Here is a 20,018-nt window from a genome sequence, read left to right as displayed (position 1 = left end):
CACCACGCAGGCGTTGGTGATGCTGGCTCGCAAACTTGCTCGGGTGGTATTCGCCTTGCTGAAAGGGCAAAGCGAATACCAGACAAAAGTCAGTTGAGGGCTTCCCCTCAACCATAGAATCTCCCACATTGGATCTGCGTCGAACACAAATCCTGTGGGAGCGAGCCTGCTCGCGAATGAAGGTGACTCGGTTCTGGATTATTCCAAAGCCGCAGCCGGCCCAAAAAACTCATAACGGCTCTGCTGCTCCGGCACACCCAGCGCTTTCAAATGCCGCTTGATCGCCCCCATGAAACCCTTCGGCCCAAGGAAGTAGGCGTCGACATCACGCTGAGCCGGCAACCACTCGCCCAGCAACTCCTGACTCAACATCCCGACCTTATCCGCCGCCGGACTCACACCGTCATCCTCGGCGTAGCAATAAAAACGCTTGAGTTGCGGATGACGCTCAGCCAACTCATCAATCCAGTCGCGGAACGCATGCACGCTGCCATTGCGCGCGCAGTGGATAAAGTGCACCGGACGCTCGGTTTCCAGCGCGGCTTCAAGCATCGCCAGAGTTGGCGTGATGCCGACGCCGCCGCTGATCAACACCAACGGCTTGTCGCTCGCGGTCAAAGTGAACTCACCCGATGGTGGGAACAGCTGAATGCTGGCGCCAACCTGCAGTTGATCGTGCAAGTGGTTGGAGGCACGGCCACCCGGTTCGCGTTTGACGCTGATGCGGTACTGACCGTTGTTCGCCAGTGCCGACAGCGAATAGTTGCGGCGGATCTCCTCGCCATCAAGGATCAGCTTCATGCCGATGTATTGACCCGGTTCGGCCGCGAGAATCGGGCCTTTGTCTGCCGGCTCAAAGTAGAACGAAATGATTTCCGCGCTCTCCTCGACCTTGGCCGCGACGATGAATTCACGCGCTCCGCGCCAGCCGCCGACGGCTTGTTCTTTCTGGTCATAGATCGCGGTTTCGGCGCCGATCAGAATGTCCGCCAGTTGACCGTACGCCGCGCCCCACGCGCTCATCACTTCTGGCGTGGCGATCTCTTCGCCGAGCACTTCGGAAATAGCGCGGAGCAGACAGGCACCGACAATCGGATAATGTTCAGGGAGGATCTGCAGTGCAACATGCTTGTTGATGATCTTCGCCACCAGATCACCCAACTGGTCGAGCTGATCGATGTGCCGCGCGTACATCAACACGCCGTTGGCCAAGGCGCGCGGTTGATCACCGCTGGCCTGGTGCGCCTGGTTGAACAGCGGGCGGACTTCAGGGTATTCGGCGAGCATCATGCGGTAGAAGTGCGTGATCAGCGCTTCACCGCCGCTTTCCAACAGAGGCACGGTGGATTTGACGATGGCACGATCCTGAACGCTAAGCATAAGGTTGACTCCTGAGCTTCTTTGAAAAGTTACCTTAGGGTTATCAGATTCCGTGCCAACTTATTTTTTCATATAAATCAATAACTTAATAACGATGTAGTCATAACGACCCAAAGGCCTTTATAGTCATCCCGACTACATCTTGTCTCTTTGACTACAAGACCATGACCGCCAAATCCCTGCTCACCGCCCTGCTGCCTTTAGTTTCCGATTTGTCCCGCGAACTGCCCGAGGGCGAGCGTTATCGACGCCTGCTCGAAGCCATGCGCGCCCTGCTGCCCTGTGATGCAGCAGCGTTGTTGCGTCTCGATGGTGAATCGCTGGTGCCGCTGGCCGTGGACGGTTTAAGTACGGACACCCTCGGTCGGCGCTTCAAAGTCAGCGAGCACCCGCGTTTCGAAATGCTCCTCAGCGGAGCCGGACCCACGCGCTTCGCCGCCGACAGCGACTTGCCCGATCCTTATGACGGTCTCGTCGACGGACTCGACGAGCATCTGGAGGTTCACGATTGCCTCGGCTGTCCTTTATTTGTCGATGAAAAACTCTGGGGCCTGATCACCCTCGACGCTCTCGACCCCGAGCGTTTCGAACCGATCGAACTCGACGCCCTGCAAGCCTTCGCCAGCCTCGCCTCGGCCACGGTCAACGCCGCCGAACGTATAGAACGTCTGGCCAATCGCGCAGAAGACGAGCACCAGCGCGCCGAAGTTTATCGTCAGGCCAGCGGCCAGCAGAACCGCGAAATGATCGGCCAGAGCAAGGCGCTGAAAAAACTGGTGGAGGAAATCAATCTGGTCGGCGGCAGCGATCTGACGGTGTTGATCACCGGGGAAACCGGCGTCGGCAAAGAACTGGTCGCCCAAGCGATTCACGCCGCCTCTCCCCGCGCCGAAAAACCAATCATCAGCCTCAACTGCGCCGCCCTGCCCGACACGCTGGTAGAAAGCGAACTGTTCGGCCACGTGCGCGGCGCCTTCACCGGCGCCACCAGCGACCGACGCGGCAAGTTCGAACTGGCCAATGGCGGTACGTTGTTTCTCGATGAAGTCGGTGAATTGTCGCTGACCGTGCAGGCGAAATTGCTCCGCGTTTTGCAGAGCGGCCAGTTGCAACGTTTGGGCTCGGACAAGGAGCATCAGGTCGATGTGCGCCTGATTGCCGCGACCAACCGTGACCTGGCCGAAGAAGTACGCAGCGGTCGCTATCGCGCCGACTTCTACCATCGCCTGAGCGTGTACCCGCTGCGCGTACCGGCGCTGCGTGAGCGCGGTCGCGATGTGTTGTTGCTCAGCGGCTTCTTTCTTGAGCAGAACCGTTCACGCATGGGTCTCAACAGCCTGCGCCTGAGCAGCGACGCCCAGGAGGCGTTGCTCGCCTACACGTGGCCGGGCAATGTGCGTGAACTGGAACACTTGATCGGGCGCAGTGCGTTGAAGGCGCTGGGCAACTGCAAGGTGCGGCCGAAGATTCTCAGTTTGAGCGCGGCGGATCTGGATTTGCCGCGCGAGGTTGTGGATAACTCGGTTGAGGCGGTTGCCGGAGTTGTGGCTGAGATGCCGCTGATTAGCGGGGATCTGCGCAGTGCGACCGAGCAATATCAGCGGCGTTTGATCAGTGCGGCGCTGGAGCGTAATCAAGATAACTGGGCGAGTGCGGCGCGGGAGTTGGGGCTGGACCGAGCCAACCTCGGCCGCATGGCCAAACGACTAGGCATGAAGAGCTAAAAGCACACCCTCACCCTAGCCCTCTCCCAAAGGGAGAGGGGACTGATTGGGGGATATTGGAGAACTCCGCCGACGTGATCGATCTTTACCGAATCCATAATCGACTCGGTCATTCAGGTCGATGTACAACGCCAGACACCTCGGTCGGCCCCCTCTCCCTCCGGGAGAGGGCTAGGGTGAGGGGCTTTGGCTTTTGATCTGCACGCCACCCGACAACTAACCTAAAGCCCAACCTTTTAACGCCGATAACCCGGCATCAATAGTTTCTGGCGATTTGCACCCTCGCCCACCACCTTTTCCACAGAAGGTTCATATGTCCTCCACCAAAGCCCGCGCAGACTCACTTTCGCTTCTGCTATTTACCTTGCGCAGCGGCAAGCTGATGGCGATCAACCTGCTGAAAGTCAGTGAAATCATCCCCTGCCCGCCGCTGACCAAGCTGCCGGAGTCGCACCCGCACGTGAAAGGCATCGCCACCCTGCGCGGTGCTTCGCTGTCGGTGATCGACCTCAGCCGCGCCATCGGCGAACGCCCGCTGGAAGACCCGAACGGCGGCTGCCTGATCGTCACCGACGTCAGCCGCTCCAAGCAGGGCCTGCACGTTCAGGCTGTGAGCAAAATCGTCCACTGCCTGACCACCGACATCAAGCCCCCGCCCTTCGGCTCGGGCGGTTCGCGCGCTTACATCACCGGCGTGACTTCGGTTGACGGCACGCTGGTGCAGGTGTTGGATATCGAAAAGGTTATCCACAGCATCGCCCCGGCGCAGATCGAAATGGCTCCGACCGACCTGACCATGGAAGACGCCGAGGTGCTCGGCAACGCACGCATCCTGGTGGTCGACGACAGCCAAGTGGCGCTGCAGCAATCGGTGCACACTCTGCGCAACCTCGGCCTGCAATGCCATACCGCACGCAGCGCCAAGGAAGCCATCGACTGCCTGCTCGACCTGCAAGGCACGGCGCAGCAGATCAACCTGATCGTCTCCGACATCGAAATGTCCGAGATGGACGGCTACGCCTTCACCCGTACCCTGCGCGAGACCCCGGACTTCGCCCATTTGTACGTGCTGCTGCACACCTCGCTGGACAGCGCGATGAACAGCGAAAAAGCGCGGCTGGCCGGGGCGAACGGTGTGCTGACCAAGTTCTCCTCTCCAGAACTGACCCACTGCCTGATCGAAGCGGCCAAACACGTCGCCGCCCACGGGCACTGAGTCTTGGCCCAGAGGCATTGTTTTTTGATGCGGCGCGACCTGGGCAAGGACGCGCCGGATGCCCCTTGGCCACAAGACATTGAACTGTGCACGTACTCCGTCGAACTGGCGGCGGATGTGCATGACTTGATGCAACTCGGTTATCGCGAAGGTGGCGGCCGAGTGCCGGCGCTGGACGTTTGGCAGCAGCAGTTCGAAACCGATCCTGAATACGATCCGAGCCTGTGTTTGATTGCCCGTGATGGCGAAGGCGTGGTCGGCGTGGCGCAATGCTGGACCAGTTCGTATATCAAGAATCTGGTGGTGCATCCGCGCATGCAGGGCCGCGGTTTGGGCCGGGCGTTGTTGCTCAATGCATTCAAGGTGTTTAAGCAGCGCCGTGAAGGGTTTGTTGATCTGAAAGTGCTGGAGGACAACCAGCGGGCGCAGCGCTTGTATGAAAGTGCCGGGATGTATGTGGTCCGCCGCGAGCTGGTGCCGGACTGATCGACCGTCTTCGCGAGCAGGCTCGCTCCCACCCTGGAATGCATTTCAAACTGTGGGAGCGAGCCTGCTCGCGAAGATGCCAGCACAGGCAACTTCCCTTCTCAGACAGACTCAAACCTTGGCCACCCACGACCAAGGACGCCCACCATGAAAACCTTCACCGCAAGCCTGCTCTGCCTCACCGCCCTAACCTCCCAGGCTCAAGCCTCCAGCCCCGATGCCTGGGCCGCCTACGACAAAACCGTGCTCGCCAGTTGCACCAAGGCCAGCGGCCTGAAAAACGCCAAACCAGTCGGCACCCCCGCACAATTCGATGACCGCGTCGGCTACACCGCCGTTCTGCTGCAAGGCCAATACCCGCAAAAACACATGAAAGGCCAGCAAGGCACCGAGCTTTGCCTCTACAACAAAAAATCGAAAATCGCCTTCGTCACCGAGTGGGACTCGATCCGCCCGACAGCCAAATCCCAGTGAGTGGCGCATAACTTGCTTCGATCCGCGCCTGTGCGGTGGTTTTCCGCCACCGTTTCACACCCTGATTGAAGACAGATCGCTCAATGAATACGACGTTTTCCTGCGTAGGCTGTGGCAAATGCTGCACCGACCACCATGTCCCGCTGACCTTGGCCGAAGCCCGCATGTGGGCGGCGGATGGCGGTCAGGTGATCGTGCTGGTGGAGGCATTTCTCGGTAATGGCCTGGGTTTGCCGGCGCAGCAGCGGGAACATGCCGAACGACGCTCAGCGCTCGTTCGCAGCGGCGCGGCAGACGCCCATGTGGCGATCACTTTCGCCGCGTACAACGTCGGCCCCTGTCGGAATCTTGACGAAGACAAGCTGTGCCGGATCTACGAGCGACGGCCGTTGGTGTGCCGCATTTATCCGGCAGAAATCAATCCGCATATCCCGCTCAACCCTGCCGCCAAGGATTGTCCGCCGGAGTCCTGGCAACAGGGGCCGGTGTTGATTGCCGGCGGTGAGTTGGTCGATCAGGAACTGGTGGAGTTGATTCAGCGCTCGCGCCAGGCCGATCGGGATGACATCGGCATCAAGGACGCGATTTGCGCGATGCTCGGGATTCGCACCACAGCACTGAAAGGGGACGGCTTTACTGCGTACTTGCCGAACATGGATGCGTTTGCGGCGGTGATTGATCAGGTGACCGCGCAGCCGTTGATGACTGCACCCAGTGAGTGGGTGTTTCATCTATCGGGCGATGATGTTGCCGCGCAGATTTTGGCGGCCGGGGCGCAGGTGGTGACGGAGCCGGCGCAGACGTATGCGTTTATCTCGCTACGGGCGGCTTGATCGGGATTTTGCAAAGACCGAACTGGCCTCATCGCTGGCAAGCCAGCTCCCACAGGTATCTCGGGCGTTCACGTAATTTGTGTACGACACAGAACCCTGTGGGAGCTGGCTTGCCAGCGAAAGGTCCGGCACAGGCAGTATCAATCGCCGCGTTGAACGCAGGCGGGAATAAAACTCAGCGCTTGCCCATCGAACGACGGGTGCCCGGCGGCGCCATGCCCGGGGTCTTGGTGTGGCCGTTCTTGGCGCCGTTCTTGTACCACGGCTGGTTCGAGCCTTTGGCAGAAGCCAGTTCGCCCGGTTTGAACGGAAATTTGAACGCCGGGATTTCGGCTTTGGTTTCGCTGGTATCGGCCAGTTCAGCCGGGACATCGCTCACGGCGTCGTCAACCGGCGGCAGGGTCGGGGAAGTCATAAAAGCTCCGGAAAGCAAAAAGTCGGGCCCGATCAGTGAGCCGCGAAGGCGCGCAGTATACCTGTGCGCCATGGCTCGGCACCTGAAGATTTGCAGCGCACGCCGAACGGTTTACAGGTAGGTGATGGTGACGATGCCTTTGTCGGTCGAGGTCTTCAGCGCTTCGTAGCGCATGGAAATCGGCAGCGACTGATGGCTACAGGCGTTGCGCTCAGTGTCGACATCGACTTTCACGCCGGGCTTGATTTCAATCTGGCGAGACTCACGATCAGCAAACGCCCCGACCAGTCCGACCTGACAGCCCGAATCAACGATTTGCCCGGTAAAGCGGATCTCGCCGGATTGACTGGCCGGCGCGGCGAACGCTGTGAGTGGAAGCAAGAGAAGCACATACGGCAGAGCGGTTTTCAGCTTCATTTCAAGACACTCCCGGGGGTGAACGGCCCAGAGAACCCGGGCTACACAATGTTATCCGCGTGCTGGGACGGATCTTGAGAAGCATAGTTGGCAAATGGGTCCCGAATAGGGACTGATCGGTCCCTTTTTGGGACCGTTATACCGCCATCGCGAGCAGGCTCACTCCTACAATTGGAATGCGTTTTAACTGTGGGAGCCAGCCTGCTGGCGATGAACGATGACGCGGCGTTCAACCCTGAGGATCAACCCGATCCAGCGCCCGGTTTACCGCCAGCTCGGCGAGCATGACGATCTGCTGGATCGCCAGCGCCGTACTGCGCTGCGGGCGACTGAGCTGATCGGCCAGATCACCGGCCATGACATTGGCTGAAGCCAGCGATTCGCAGGCGTGGGCGAGCAGGCTTTCGGTGTCGATGTTCGGGTGGATGAGGAACATCGTACTGGGCTGACGTGGTTTGACTGGTTCGGGGCAAAGGTAGAAATCGAGGGCGCGCTTGATGGCTTCGCGGGTTTTGATCTGGTCGTCGGCGCGGATGGCGTCTTCGAGTGGGGTGGTGGGATCGATGGGTGGATCGGGTACGGGCTTAGTCATTTACTCAGTCCTCACTGATTGGAGCCAACAATTACCGTTTCTCACGCGGCGAATTGGGTGGCAGCTACGTACGGGGTGAGAAACCGGGCAAGGACCAGTACAACCTCCGGCCGGACCGAAGTCCGCCCGTACATAGCCGCCATAAAAATGCAGGCAGCAATCAGCTGGCGCCGATTATGACGGTACTGGTATTGGAATAATACTTAGCCCGGGTTCTCACACCCGATCGCCGAGTTTTCGGCGACAACCAAAGACTAGAGAGCGCACGTCCGACGGACAACCTGAAAACCTTGTGGGAAGGTTCTGGTTATTTGACACAAATTTAAACAGCCAAAAGCCAACCCTCACCCTAGCCCTCTCCCAGAGGGAGAGGGAACTGACCGTGGTGTTTGGCAGAGCTACGCCGACGTGCGATACCGAGTCGAGCTCAGGTTTTGAAACAGATCAAAAGCGCCTCACCCTGGCCCTCCCGAAACGTCGGACCGCCCGTAGGGAGAGGGGACTGACCGAGGTGTTTGAGAGATGTACGCCGACGTGAAATACCGAGTCGAGCTCAGGTTTTGAAACAGATCAAAAGCCCCTCACCCTAGCCCTCTCCCGGAGGGAGAGGGGACTGATTGAGGTGTTTGGGCGAAGTACGCCGACGTGAAATACCGAGCCGAACTCAGATTCTGAAACAGATCAAAAGCCCCTCACCCTAGCCCTCCCGAAACGTCGGACCGCCCGTAGGGAGAGGGGACTGACCGTGGTGTTTGGCAGAACTACGCCGACGTGCAATACCGCGTTGAACTCAGGTTTTGAAAAGCCCACAGATCGGCCCCCTCTCCCTCGGGAGAGGGCTGGGGTGAGGGGAAGCACCACCACAAATCCAAAGCCGACCACGCCCCGCTCTTCACCACTCAATAGGCCGAGTGTCAGCTCGCCTGCTCTTGATCTTGATCCACGGGCGACGTCGGAAGGCTGAGTGGAGGGATTGATCCGGGCGTGGGAGCGCAGCGACCGTTTGGCGCAGCCAAACACAGCGAGAGGAGGTGCAGCGAAGCAAACCGTAGGCGCTGCGCCCGGATCGATCCCGGAGCGAAGGAACCCCGAGCCCCAGCGAGCGGGCCGTACGTAGGAGCAAGCGTTTTTTGCTTACTTTTTTAGGCGCTTGTAAAAAAGTGAGTCGCCGTAAGGGCGAAACCCTAAGCCGCCGTTACCGCAGCAACGGATCCACCGCAAAGAAAACTGACAGCGCCGACAGCTAGCCGTCACCCTCCTGACCCCCAAACAAGTTTATAAAGACCCTAACCCTGCCCAAACTCCGTCCGGCGCCCACCCCGCATGCGAATCCAAAAAAACAAAGCCCTGCTAGCCCTAGTGATCGTCCTGGCCGCCGCAGGTACATGGTGGGCAATGAAACCCGCCCCCACCAAACTCGCCACCCCCACCGCCATCCCGGTGCGAGTCATAGCGGTCAGCGAAAAAGACGTCCCCCGCTACACCAGCGGCATCGGCTCCGTACTCTCATTACACAGCGTCGTAGTGCGCCCCCAGATCGACGGCATCCTCACCAAAATCCTCGTCAAAGAAGGCCAACTCGTCAAAGCAGGCGACCTGCTGGCCACCATCGACGACCGCTCCATCCGCGCCAGCCTCGACCAGGCCCGGGCGCAACTGGGCGAAAGCCAGGCGCAACTGCAAGTCGCCCTGGTCAACCTCAAACGCTACAAACTGCTCACCGTCGACGACGGCATCTCGAAACAGACCTACGACCAGCAACAAGCCCTGGTCAACCAATTGAAAGCCACCGCCCAAGGCAACCAAGCCTCAATCGACGCCGCCCAAGTTCAGCTGTCCTACACGCAAATCCGCTCCCCCGTCACCGGCCGCGTCGGTATTCGCACAGTCGACGAAGGCAACTTCCTGCGCATGACCGACACCGCCGGCCTGTTCACCGTCACCCAGATCGACCCGATCGCCGTCGAATTCTCCCTGCCCCAGCAAATGCTGCCGACCCTGCAAGGCTTGATCAACGACCCGCAACGCGCGCAGGTCAAGGCCTACATAGGCGCCGACACCGATGGCGAAACCGGCAACCTGCTCGGCGAAGGTCACCTGACCCTCATCGACAACCAGATCAACGCCAACACCGGCACCATCCGCGCCAAGGCCGAATTCGACAACGCCAGCCAGAAGCTCTGGCCTGGCCTGCTGGTCACGGTAAAAATTCAGACAGCCCTCGACAAAGATGCGCTGGTCGTCCCGCCCACCGTCGTACAACGCGGCCTCGACCAACACTTCGTTTACCGGGTGAATGGCGACAAGGTCGAAGCGGTGCAGGTGCAAATGGTTTACCAGGGCAGCGGCCAGGACATCATCAAAGGCGTGAAGGCCGGTGACGTGCTGGTCACCGACGGCCAGTCGCGGCTTAAACCCGGTTCGACCGTGCAAGTCATGAGCGAGCCGCCGCAAGTGGTGCAGGCGGAGCCGAAGCCATGAAGGCGCATAAAGGTGTTTCGACGTGGTGCATCGATCACCCGGTCGCCACAATCCTGCTGACCATCGCTTTGGTGCTGGTCGGTTTGATTGCCTTCCCGCGCTTGCCAATCGCCCCACTGCCGGAAGCGGAATTTCCTACGATTCAGGTTTCCGCGCAGTTGCCCGGCGCCAGCCCCGACACCATGGCCTCATCCGTGGCCACGCCGCTTGAGGTGCAATTCAGCGCCATCCCCGGCATGACCCAGATGACCTCCAGCAGTGCCTTGGGCTCCAGCCTTTTGACCCTGCAATTCACCCTCGATAAAAGCATCGACACTGCCGCTCAGGAAGTCCAAGCGGCGATCAACACCGCCGCCGGTAAACTGCCCAAGGACATGCCGACGCTACCGACCTGGAAGAAGGTCAACCCGGCCGACAGCCCGGTGCTGATTCTCAGCGTCAGCTCGACGCAAATGCCCGGCACCGAACTCAGCGACCTGGTGGAAACCCTGCTCTCGCGTCAGATCAGTCAGATCGACGGCGTAGGCCAAATCAACATCACCGGTCAGCAACGTCCGGCGATCCGCGTGCAAGCTTCGGCGGACAAACTCGCGGCGATCGGCCTGACCCTCGCCGACATCCGACTGGCGATTCAGCAAACCAGCCTCAACCTGGCCAAAGGGGCGCTGTACGGCGAATCAAGCATCTCGACGTTGTCGACCAACGACCAGTTGTTCCACCCTGAGGACTACAGCCAACTCATCGTTTCCTACAAGGATGGCGCCCCGGTTCACCTGCGTGATGTCGCCAAAGTGGTCAGCGGTTCGGAAGATGCCTACGTGCAAGCCTGGGCCGGAGATCAACCTGGCGTGAACCTGGTGATCTCGCGCCAACCCGGCGCGAACATCGTTGAAACCGTTGACCGCATTCAAGCCGCCCTGCCCGGCCTCGAAGCCATGCTGCCGGCCTCGGTGCAAGTGAAAACCCTGATCGACCGCACCCAGACCATTCGCGCCTCCCTGCATGAAGTCGAAATCACCCTGTTGATCGCGATCCTGCTGGTGGTCGCGGTGATGGCGCTGTTCCTGCGTCAGTTGTCGGCGACCCTGATTGTCTCGGCGGTTCTGGGTGTTTCGCTGATCGCCAGTTTCGCTTTGATGTACCTCCTCGGTTTCAGCCTGAACAACCTGACGCTGGTGGCGATCGTCGTCGCGGTCGGCTTCGTCGTCGACGACGCGATTGTCGTGGTGGAAAACATCCACCGGCATCTGGAGGCCGGCGACGACATGCGCGAGGCCGCGATCAAGGGTGCGGGCGAGATCGGCTTCACCGTGGTCTCGATCAGTTTCTCGCTGGTGGCGGCGTTTATTCCGCTGCTGTTCATGGGCGGTGTGGTCGGGCGCCTGTTCAAGGAATTCGCCCTGACCGCGACCTCGACCATCATGATTTCCGTGGTGGTGTCGCTGACCCTGGCGCCGACGCTGGCGGCGTTGTTCATGCGCAAACCGGTGCATCACGCCCACGCCAAACCGGGCTTCAGCGAACGCTTGCTCGGCTGGTACGAGAAAGGCCTGCGCCGCGCCCTCGCCCATCAGAAATTGATGATCGGCGTGTTCGGTCTGTCGCTGGCGCTGGCCATCGGCGGTTACATCTTTATCCCGAAAGGTTTCTTCCCGGTACAGGACACCGGTTTCGTCCTCGGCACCACCGAAGCCGCTGCGGATATTTCCTACGGCGACATGGTGAAAAAACACCTGGCGATGGCCGAAATCGTCGCCGCCGATCCGGCCGTGCAGGCGTTTTCCCACTCGGTGGGTGTCTCCGGCAGCAACCAGACCATCGCCAACGGCCGTTTCTGGATCGCCCTGAAAAAACGCGGCGACCGTGACGTCAGCGCCAGCCAGTTCATCGACCGCATCCGTCCGCAACTGATGAAAGTCCCCGGCATCGTCCTCTATCTGCGCGCCGGCCAAGACATCAACCTCAGCTCCGGCCCGAGCCGCGCGCAGTATCAATACGTACTCAAGAGCAACGACGGCGCGACCCTCGCGACATGGACGCAACGCCTGACGGAAAAACTGCGCAGCAACCCGGCGTTCCGCGATATTTCCAACGACCTGCAACTGGGCGGCAGCATCACTCACATCAGCATCGACCGCAGCGCCGCCGCCCGTTTCGGCCTGACCGCCAGCGATGTCGACGAGGCGCTGTACGATGCCTTCGGGCAACGGCAGATCAATGAATTCCAGACTCAGGTCAACCAGTACAACGTGATTCTGGAACTGGACACCAAGCAACGCGGCAAGGCCGAAAGCCTCAACTATTTCTACCTGCGTTCGCCGCTGAGTGGCGAGATGGTGCCGCTGTCGGCGCTGGCCAAGTTCGATGCGCCGACCATTGGCCCGTTGTCGATTGCCCACGACGGCATGTTCCCGGCCGCCAACTTGTCGTTCAACCTGGCGCCCGGCGTTGCGCTGGGTGATGCGGTGATTCTGCTCAATCAGGCCAAGGCCGAGATCGGCATGCCGACGACGATCAGCGGCAATTTCCAGGGCGCGGCGCAGGCGTTCCAGAGTTCGCTGGCCAGTCAACCGTGGCTGATTCTTGCGGCGCTGGTGGCGGTGTACATCATTCTCGGTGTGCTTTATGAAAGCTTCGTGCACCCGCTGACGATTATTTCGACGCTGCCGGCGGCAGGTTTGGGTGCGGTGATCATGCTGTGGATCTGCGGCCAGGACTTTTCGATCATGGCCTTGATCGGCCTGGTGTTGCTGATCGGTATCGTCAAGAAGAACGGCATCCTGATGATCGACTTTGCGCTCGAAGCGCAGCGCCACCGAGGCCTGTCACCGCAGGATGCGATTTTCGAAGCATGCATCACGCGGTTCCGGCCGATCATCATGACCACCCTCGCCGCCCTGCTCGGCGCGCTGCCGCTGATGCTCGGCTACGGCACTGGCGCCGAACTGCGTCAGCCGCTGGGGATCGCGGTGGTCGGCGGTTTGCTGGTCAGCCAGATGCTGACGTTGTTTACCACTCCGGTCATATACTTGTGGCTTGAGCGGCTGTTCCACAGGCCCAAACCTGCGCCCGTAGCGGCGCTGGCGACCACAGACTGAGGCGGGTCATGCGCGTTCTGATTATCGAAGACGAGGAAAAAACCGCGGACTATCTGCACCGCGGTCTGACGGAACAGGGTTACACCGTGGACCTGGCCCGCGACGGCGTCGAGGGTCTGCATCTGGCGCTGGAAAGCGACTACGCGGTGATCGTCCTCGACGTCATGTTGCCGGGCCTCGATGGCTTCGGCGTGCTGCGCGCGTTGCGTGCGCGTAAGCAAACCCCGGTGATCATGCTCACCGCCCGCGAGCGCGTCGAAGACCGCATCAAAGGCCTGCGCGACGGTGCCGACGATTACCTCGGCAAACCGTTTTCCTTCCTTGAACTGGTCGCGCGCCTGCAAGCGCTGACCCGCCGCAGCGGCGGGCATGAACCGGTGCAAGTGAGCATCGCCGACCTGTGGATAGATTTGATCAGCCGCAAGGCGACTCGCGCCGGAACCCGACTGGATCTGACCGCCAAGGAGTTTTCGTTGTTGAGCGTCCTCGCCCGTCGCCAAGGTGAAATCCTTTCGAAAACCGCCATCGCCGAAATGGTCTGGGACATCAATTTCGACAGCGATGCTAACGTCGTCGAAGTCGCGATCAAACGCCTGCGTGCCAAGCTCGACGGGCCGTTCGACGAGAAACTGCTGCACACCATTCGTGGCATGGGTTATGTGCTGGAGAGCCGTGGTGTCCAGTAATTCCATCGCGCTGCGCCTGAGCGGCATGTTCACGCTGGTGGCGCTGCTGGTGTTTCTGTTGATCGGCGGCGCGTTGTATCAACAGGTTGATAAAGGCCTCGGGCTGCTGCCGGAAGCCGAGCTGGATGCGCGTTACAGCGTGCTCGAATCGGCGCTCAATCGCTTCGGCACACCCGAGCATTGGGTGAAGATCAACGCCAAGTTGAAGCTGCTGGGTGAAGAGGACAAACGCATTCGTTTCTGGGTGGTGAGCGGTGATCCGGGTTACGAATACGGTCAGCCCGATGCGGCGATCCGTACTTTTGCCAAAGGCCCGCTGGGCATGCATGACTTGCAGTTGCCCGGCCAGCCTTATCCACTGAAAGTGCTGCTGACCGAGTTGCCGGCCAAGGATCAGCGTCCGCCGCTGCGCTTCATGATCGGCATCGATACCGAGACCTTTCATGAGACTCAGCACAACTTGCTGATTGCCTTGATCGGGCTGGCGATTGTCGGTGTGCTGATGGCTTCGGCGCTGGGCTATTGGGTCGCGCGAATTGGTCTCAAACCGCTGATCAAACTGTCCCATGAAGCTCAACGACTGGCGCCTCCGCTACGGGCCGGGCGCTTGCGTCTGTCGCCGCTGCCACCGGAACTTGAGCAGTTTGTCGACTCCTTCAACTCGACGCTGGAACGGGTTGAACAGGCCTACTCGCGGCTGGAATCGTTCAACGCCGATGTCGCTCATGAGCTGCGTTCGCCGCTGACCAATCTGATTGGCCAGACTCAGGTGGCGCTGACCCGTGGGCGTTCTGCCGAACATTATTTCGAAGTGCTGCAATCGAACCTGGAAGAGTTGGAACGGCTGCGTTCGATAATCAACGACATGTTGTTTCTGGCCAGTGCCGATCAGGGTAACAAGGCGACCAAACTGACCTCGACGTCGCTGGCGGATGAGGTGGCGACGACGCTGGAATATCTGGATTTCATTCTTGAAGATGCGCAGGTTCAGGTGCAGGTCAGCGGCGATGCGCTGGTGCAGATCGAGGTCGCGCATTTGCGCCGGGCGTTGATCAATCTGTTGAGTAATGCGGTGCAGCACACCGCCGCGGGTCAGGTGATCGAGGTGCGGATTGAGGTTGAAGCGCATCAGGTGAGTATCGGCGTGGCCAACCCCGGTTCGCCGATTGCCAGCGAGCATTTGCCGCGCTTGTTCGAGCGCTTTTATCGGGTGGATGCCTCGCGCAGCAACAGTGGCAATAACCATGGCTTGGGGCTGGCGATCGTCAAGGCGATTGCGCTGATGCATGGCGGCGATGTGTTTGTGCGCAGTGATCGGGGGATGAATACCTTCGGGATTTATTTGCCGGTCTGAAAAGCCCCTCACCCTAACCCTCCCGAAACGTCGGACCGCCCGGAGGGAGAGGGGACTGACCGAGTTGTTCTCTCGAGTTACACCGACCTGAAATATCCAGTCGAACTCAGGCTTTGAAAAGCCCCCAATCTGCTCCCTTCCCCCTCGCCCCCTTGGGGGAGAGGGTTGGGGTGAGGGGGTTGCTCTTGGCTACACCGCGAACTTCGACTTTTACCTCCTGCGCAACAGTCATTTATGAAAATCACGCTGTTTCCCAACGCCCGGCGACCTTATCTTTGCCCGCACCAAACAGCACTCGCCAAGCGAGAAGGTTTTCAAGATGTCCAACAGTATGGGTATTGCCAGCGCTTTCGTTTTGTCCTCATTGATCCTGTCGCCGATGGCGATGGCTGAAGAATCGCAGTCGTTCGTAGCGCAAAATATCGCTCGCGCTCAGGCCTTCGATCAGCATCAGGCCGAAGTGATGGCCAAGGCTCAGGACGCCTCGCAAGCCCCACAGGCTGCCACTTCCCAGGCTCAAGCATCCGAGAAAGACAGCTGAGTCGCGCACCGCGCCAACGTTTCCCTCGACGCGGTTGTTTGGCTCTTCCCGTTCAACCGTCGTCATTCCAGGCCGCTGCCTTTCAGCGGCCTTTTTTCGTTGTGGTCTGAAAGCCGTTTGGTTCGTCTGTAACAACAAGAAACATCGAGCGCCTCAAAATATAGAGGCGCCAGTTGACCCAAGGAGCTCCATTGCACGTGCGTTACCCAGTCCGCTTCACTCCGTTGTTCATTGCAATTGCCGCAACGATTGCTCCCGCCGCTCACGCCGACGAGCTAGCCAAAGAAGGCTTTGTCGAGGGTTCGAGCCTCAACCTCAACGCCCGCAACTACTACATGAATCGCAACCGCTTGCAGAAAGCGGACGACAACATCGAGTGGGGCCAGGGCTTTCTCGGGGTCTTCAAGTCGGGCTACACCGAAGGTACGGTCGGTTTCGGCATTGATGCCCACGCCATGCTCGGGTTGAAGCTCGATGGCGGTGGCGGCACCGACGGCTCGAGCATCCTGCCGGTCAGAGAGAATGGCGGCAAAGCGCCGGGGGCGTTCTCCACGGCGGGCGGCACGTTGAAAATGCGCGCGTTCGATACCGAGTTGAAGGCCGGTGATCTGTTCCTCACCAACCCGGTGATTGCCGGCGGTGAAACGCGCATGCTGCCGCAGACTTTTCGTGGTGTGAGCCTGACCAACCACAGCTTCGATGGCTGGTTGATCGAAGGCGGCCAGGCGAGTTTCAACAAGCCTTACAACCAGAGTGGCCACACGCGCATCGGCACTTCCTACGGCACTCTTGCCGACGGTGATGAGAGCCAGCACCTGAACTGGGCCGGCGTGGCGTGGAGCGGTGTCGAAGGCCTGACCAGCAGCCTTTATGCCTCTGAGTTGAAGGACATCTGGAACCAGTACTACTACGACCTCGACTACACCTGGCAGTTGAACGATCTGGTCAGCCTCAACCCGGGCTTGCACTTCTATCACACGCAAGACACCGGTGATGCGCTGCTGGGCAACATCGACAACAACACCTACAGCCTGCATTTCACCGTTGGCGTCGGTAATCACAGCGTTACCGCCGCGTATCAGCGGGTCAACGGCAACACGCCGTTCGACTACATCAGCCAAGGCGACAGCGTTTACCTCGACAACTCCCAGCAATACTCCGACTTCAACGGCCCGAACGAACGCTCGTGGAAGCTCAAGTACGCCTATGACTTCGCCGGTGTCGGCGTGCCGGGGCTGACCACGGCGGTGTCGTATTCGCGCGGCAAGGTGGACCTGACCAAGGTCGACCCCGACAGCAAAGGCTATTCCAACTGGTACAGCGCCGATGGCCGCAACGCCAAGCATTGGGAACGCGATCTCGACTTGAAGTACGTGGTGCAGAGCGGTCAGGCCAAGGATCTGGCGCTCCACCTGCAATGGGCGACCAACCGTGGCGGCAACGGCTACGGCGTGATTGATTCGGATACAGATGAATACCGCGTGATCATCGACTACCCGATCAACGTCTTCTAAGATCGGCGCCATAACACCGTCTTGAATTCAGTGATGCACCCTGTGGGAGCGAGCCTGCTCCCACATTGGAAATGGTTTCTGGCTTCGGCTGTGGTTTTTGGCCTACTACGCTTATAAGACTTCTCCCCAACCGACAGCCCAATCATGATCGCGAGCCGTACCCCACCCGTTGCGGGCAAGACCGGACGCCCCGAGTTGCTGCTGATCTGCGGCAGTTCGCTGACCGTGATCGCGATTCTGTGCATCGTCACGTTCCTGCTGATCCGCGAGCACGCCAACGCTCAGGAGTCGGCTACCCGCAGTGCCACCACCATCGCGCAACTGATCGACGCCGATGTCCTGCGCACCGTCGAGTTGTACGACTTGACCCTGCAAGGCCTGATCGCCGCCGCCCAGCGCGACGACCTGCAAGATGTCTCACCGCAGATCCGCCATCTGGCGTTGTTCGACCGCTCGACCGCCGCGCGCTTCAAGGGCGACATACTGCTCCTCGACAAGCACGGAGATGTGATTGCCGACTCCTCACGGATCGAGCCAAAACCGGGCAACTTTGCCGACCGCGAATACTTCCTTGCCCACGCTTTCAATCACGACGTCGGCATGTTCATCAGCCGCCCGTTCAAGACCCGTTGCGACTGTGAGGAGGCCAATCAGTGGCGAATCAGCTTCAGTCGACGGATTTCCTCGCAAACCGGCGAGTTCGCCGGGGTAGCCGTGGCGTCGATGAAACTCGATTACTTCGATCAGTTGTTCAACAGCCTCGACATTGGCAAAGACAGCACGTTGAACATCATCAACAACGACGGCGTCCTGCTGGCGCAGAAGCCGTATCTGCAAAGCGATTCCATCGGCAAGAGCTACGGCAACCGACCGAATGTCGTGCGTATTCTGGGAGACAAGGATGGCAATGGCAGTTTTACCAGCACCTCGAGCATGGACCATCAACAACGCCTCTATACCTATTCGCGGGTCGGCAATCTGCCACTGACGGTGATGGTCGCGCTGTCCAGCGATGAAGTATTTGGCACCTGGCGGCGCACCGCGATGCTGATCAGTGGTGCCACGGGCGTGTTGTGTATGGGTTTGCTGTGGCTGACCTGGCTGTTGGCCCGCGAGTTGCGCCTGCGCCAACGGGCCGAGCGCGAGTTGGCCCAACTGGCCGCTACCGATGCGCTGACGGGCGTGGCCAATCGGCGGATGCTCGATCAGGCACTACGCCATGAGTGGTTCCGCGCCCAGCGCTCGGGCAAACCGATGTCGGTGATGATGATCGATGCCGATCACTTCAAGGCTTTCAATGATCGACATGGGCATCAGGCCGGCGACCTGGCGCTGAAGACGCTGGCCAGGGTCATCACGGAAAACGTGCGGCGACCGGCGGATCTGGTGGCGCGTTATGGGGGTGAGGAGTTTTCGGTGATTCTCGCCGAGACCGATGGTCAAGGCGCACAGCAGATTGCCGAGCATATTCGTCAGGCGGTGGAGCAGTTGCCGTTGGTCGACGGGGCCGAGCGGCCGATGACGGTGAGTATTGGCATCGCGACGTGGACGGCGGCGAGTGAAATGACGCTGGAGCAGTTGTTGTTTGCGGCGGACAAGGCGCTTTATCAGGCCAAGGAAAGTGGGCGTAACCGCGTCGTCAGCTATTAAGATCAAAAGATCGCAGCCTTCGGCAGCTCCTACATGAGAATGCGATCACCCTGTAGGAGCTGCCGAAGGCTGCGATCTTTTGATTTTAAAAGGGCATAAAAAAAGGCCATCCGAGGATGGCCTTCAAAAAACTAGAGAGGTTTTTTACTTACACCGCCGCAACCGGGCGCATGTAAGAGATTGGTGCGGTGCTGGCGTCTTCGAACGTCACCACTTCCCAAGCGTCTGTCTGCTCAATCAACTTGCGCAGCAGCTGGTTGTTCAGTGCGTGGCCGGACTTGAAGCCCTTGAACTCACCAATCAGGCTGTTACCCAGCAGATACAGGTCGCCAATGGCATCGAGGATCTTGTGCTTCACGAATTCGTCTTCATAGCGAAGGCCGTCTTCGTTCAGTACGCCATCGGCATCGACCACGATTGCGTTTTCAACGCTGCCGCCGAGTGCGAGGTTGTGCTTGCGCAGGTACTCGATATCACTCATGAAACCAAAGGTACGGGCGCGGCTGACTTCTTTTACGAACGAAGTGCTGGAAAAATCCACGCTTGCACTTTGGGTGCGGTCCCGGAATACCGGGTGATCGAAATCGATCTCGAAGCTCACTTTGAACCCTTCGAAAGGGACGAAAGTGGCGCGCTTGTCGCCGTCTTCCACTGTCACTTCACGCAGGATGCGGATGAATTTCTTGGCGGCGTCCTGTTCTTCCAGGCCTGCCGATTGAATCAGGAATACGAAGGGTCCAGCGCTGCCATCCATGATCGGGACTTCGGACGCGGAGAGCTCGACGTAGGCGTTATCGATGCCCAGGCCAGCCATGGCCGAGAGCAAGTGCTCTACCGTGTCCACTTTCACGTCGCCGTTAATCAGCGTCGTCGACATAGTGGTTTCACCGACGTTTTCCGCGCGGGCAGGAATCTGCACCACAGGGTCGAGGTCAGCGCGACAAAACACAATGCCAGTGTCGACAGGCGCAGGCTTGAGGGTCAGATAGACCTTCTCACCGGAGTGCAGGCCTACACCTGTGGCACGGATAATATTTTTCAGTGTGCGTTGTTTAATCATGGCTTGGGCCGCTTCAGCGCAAATTGCGAACTGGTATCAACAAAGGCTGGCGATGATAGCAGACCATGCCTTTGCTGAACACCAATCACCTTCATAG

17 protein-coding genes and 1 pseudogene are annotated in these 20,018 nt (G+C 59.6%); 13 read left to right on the top strand and 5 right to left on the bottom strand.

Annotated features, from left to right (window positions below; translation table 11 throughout):
- Positions 1–97, top strand: a pseudogene (locus CKW26_RS25920) (IS110 family transposase); the annotation flags it as partial.
- A gap of 101 nt (positions 98–198) precedes the next feature.
- Here the strand turns inward: CKW26_RS25920 and hmpA are convergent.
- Positions 199–1,380 (bottom strand): NO-inducible flavohemoprotein, encoded by a 1,182-nt coding sequence (gene hmpA, locus CKW26_RS25915; protein WP_095050665.1) that lies wholly within the window; start codon positions 1,378–1,380, stop codon positions 199–201.
- A gap of 164 nt (positions 1,381–1,544) precedes the next feature.
- On the opposite strand from hmpA, the gene norR reads away from it, so the two are divergent.
- The 5 genes from norR (at position 1,545) to CKW26_RS25890 (ending at position 6,113) form a co-directional block, all read left to right on the top strand.
- Positions 1,545–3,104, top strand: a complete 1,560-nt coding sequence (gene norR, locus CKW26_RS25910) for a nitric oxide reductase transcriptional regulator NorR (RefSeq protein ID WP_095050664.1) — start codon at positions 1,545–1,547, stop codon at positions 3,102–3,104.
- Positions 3,105–3,417: 313 nt separating this feature from the next.
- The gene (locus tag CKW26_RS25905) at positions 3,418–4,320 is read left to right on the top strand and encodes a chemotaxis protein CheV (protein ID WP_008084803.1); all 903 of its coding nucleotides are present in this window, start codon (positions 3,418–3,420) and stop codon (positions 4,318–4,320) included.
- A gap of 27 nt (positions 4,321–4,347) precedes the next feature.
- A complete protein-coding gene (locus CKW26_RS25900; RefSeq protein WP_095050663.1) occupies positions 4,348–4,806 on the top strand; it encodes a GNAT family N-acetyltransferase in 459 nt (152 codons plus the stop codon).
- Between the two features lie 147 nt (positions 4,807–4,953).
- A complete protein-coding gene (locus CKW26_RS25895) occupies positions 4,954–5,280 on the top strand; it encodes a hypothetical protein (protein WP_095050662.1) in 327 nt (108 codons plus the stop codon).
- A gap of 83 nt (positions 5,281–5,363) precedes the next feature.
- A complete protein-coding gene (locus tag CKW26_RS25890; protein WP_095050661.1) occupies positions 5,364–6,113 on the top strand; it encodes a YkgJ family cysteine cluster protein in 750 nt (249 codons plus the stop codon).
- A 175-nt stretch (positions 6,114–6,288) separates the two neighbouring features.
- Here the strand turns inward: CKW26_RS25890 and CKW26_RS25885 are convergent, their stop codons facing one another.
- The 3 genes from CKW26_RS25885 to CKW26_RS25875 all read right to left on the bottom strand — a co-directional run bounded on the left by CKW26_RS25885 (position 6,289) and on the right by CKW26_RS25875 (position 7,537).
- The gene (locus CKW26_RS25885) at positions 6,289–6,528 is read right to left on the bottom strand and encodes a hypothetical protein (protein WP_095050660.1); all 240 of its coding nucleotides are present in this window, start codon (positions 6,526–6,528) and stop codon (positions 6,289–6,291) included.
- Positions 6,529–6,639: 111 nt separating this feature from the next.
- Complete coding sequence (locus CKW26_RS25880; protein WP_095050659.1) at positions 6,640–6,945, bottom strand: hypothetical protein; 306 nt, start codon at positions 6,943–6,945, stop codon at positions 6,640–6,642.
- A gap of 229 nt (positions 6,946–7,174) precedes the next feature.
- Positions 7,175–7,537, bottom strand: a complete 363-nt coding sequence (locus CKW26_RS25875) for a DUF6124 family protein (protein WP_093430677.1) — start codon at positions 7,535–7,537, stop codon at positions 7,175–7,177.
- A gap of 1,323 nt (positions 7,538–8,860) precedes the next feature.
- On the opposite strand from CKW26_RS25875, the gene CKW26_RS25870 reads away from it, so the two are divergent.
- The 7 genes from CKW26_RS25870 (at position 8,861) to CKW26_RS25840 (ending at position 18,861) form a co-directional block, all read left to right on the top strand.
- Positions 8,861–10,018: an efflux RND transporter periplasmic adaptor subunit gene (locus tag CKW26_RS25870; RefSeq protein WP_095050658.1), complete on the top strand. Its 1,158-nt coding sequence runs from the start codon at positions 8,861–8,863 to the stop codon at positions 10,016–10,018.
- Positions 10,015–13,116: a multidrug efflux RND transporter permease subunit gene (locus tag CKW26_RS25865; protein ID WP_095050657.1), complete on the top strand. Its 3,102-nt coding sequence runs from the start codon at positions 10,015–10,017 to the stop codon at positions 13,114–13,116. Before CKW26_RS25870 ends, CKW26_RS25865 begins: the two co-directional genes overlap by 4 nt.
- An 8-nt stretch (positions 13,117–13,124) precedes the next feature.
- Positions 13,125–13,802, top strand: a complete 678-nt coding sequence (locus CKW26_RS25860) for a heavy metal response regulator transcription factor (RefSeq protein ID WP_007916978.1) — start codon at positions 13,125–13,127, stop codon at positions 13,800–13,802.
- Positions 13,792–15,156: a heavy metal sensor histidine kinase gene (locus tag CKW26_RS25855; protein ID WP_095050656.1), complete on the top strand. Its 1,365-nt coding sequence runs from the start codon at positions 13,792–13,794 to the stop codon at positions 15,154–15,156. The genes CKW26_RS25860 and CKW26_RS25855 overlap by 11 nt, the downstream gene beginning before the upstream one ends.
- A 319-nt stretch (positions 15,157–15,475) precedes the next feature.
- Entirely contained in the window at positions 15,476–15,697 is a 222-nt protein-coding gene (locus CKW26_RS25850; protein ID WP_095050655.1) for a hypothetical protein, read from the top strand.
- Between the two features lie 197 nt (positions 15,698–15,894).
- Positions 15,895–17,211: an OprD family porin gene (locus tag CKW26_RS25845; protein ID WP_095050668.1), complete on the top strand. Its 1,317-nt coding sequence runs from the start codon at positions 15,895–15,897 to the stop codon at positions 17,209–17,211.
- Between the two features lie 144 nt (positions 17,212–17,355).
- The gene (locus tag CKW26_RS25840; RefSeq protein ID WP_095050654.1) at positions 17,356–18,861 is read left to right on the top strand and encodes a sensor domain-containing diguanylate cyclase; all 1,506 of its coding nucleotides are present in this window, start codon (positions 17,356–17,358) and stop codon (positions 18,859–18,861) included.
- A 148-nt stretch (positions 18,862–19,009) separates the two neighbouring features.
- On the opposite strand, the gene lpxC is transcribed toward CKW26_RS25840, so the two are convergent.
- Positions 19,010–19,921 (bottom strand): UDP-3-O-acyl-N-acetylglucosamine deacetylase, encoded by a 912-nt coding sequence (gene lpxC / locus CKW26_RS25835; RefSeq protein WP_007916984.1) that lies wholly within the window; start codon positions 19,919–19,921, stop codon positions 19,010–19,012.
- Between the last annotated feature and the right edge of the window lie 97 nt (positions 19,922–20,018).

The sequence above is a fragment of the Pseudomonas sp. Irchel s3h9 genome (genome assembly GCF_900187475.1).
Taxonomy (GTDB): Bacteria; Pseudomonadota; Gammaproteobacteria; order Pseudomonadales; family Pseudomonadaceae; genus Aquipseudomonas; species Aquipseudomonas neuropathica.
The sequence above is the reverse complement of the archived record's forward strand: the minus strand, read 5'-3'. Positions and strand labels throughout refer to the sequence as shown.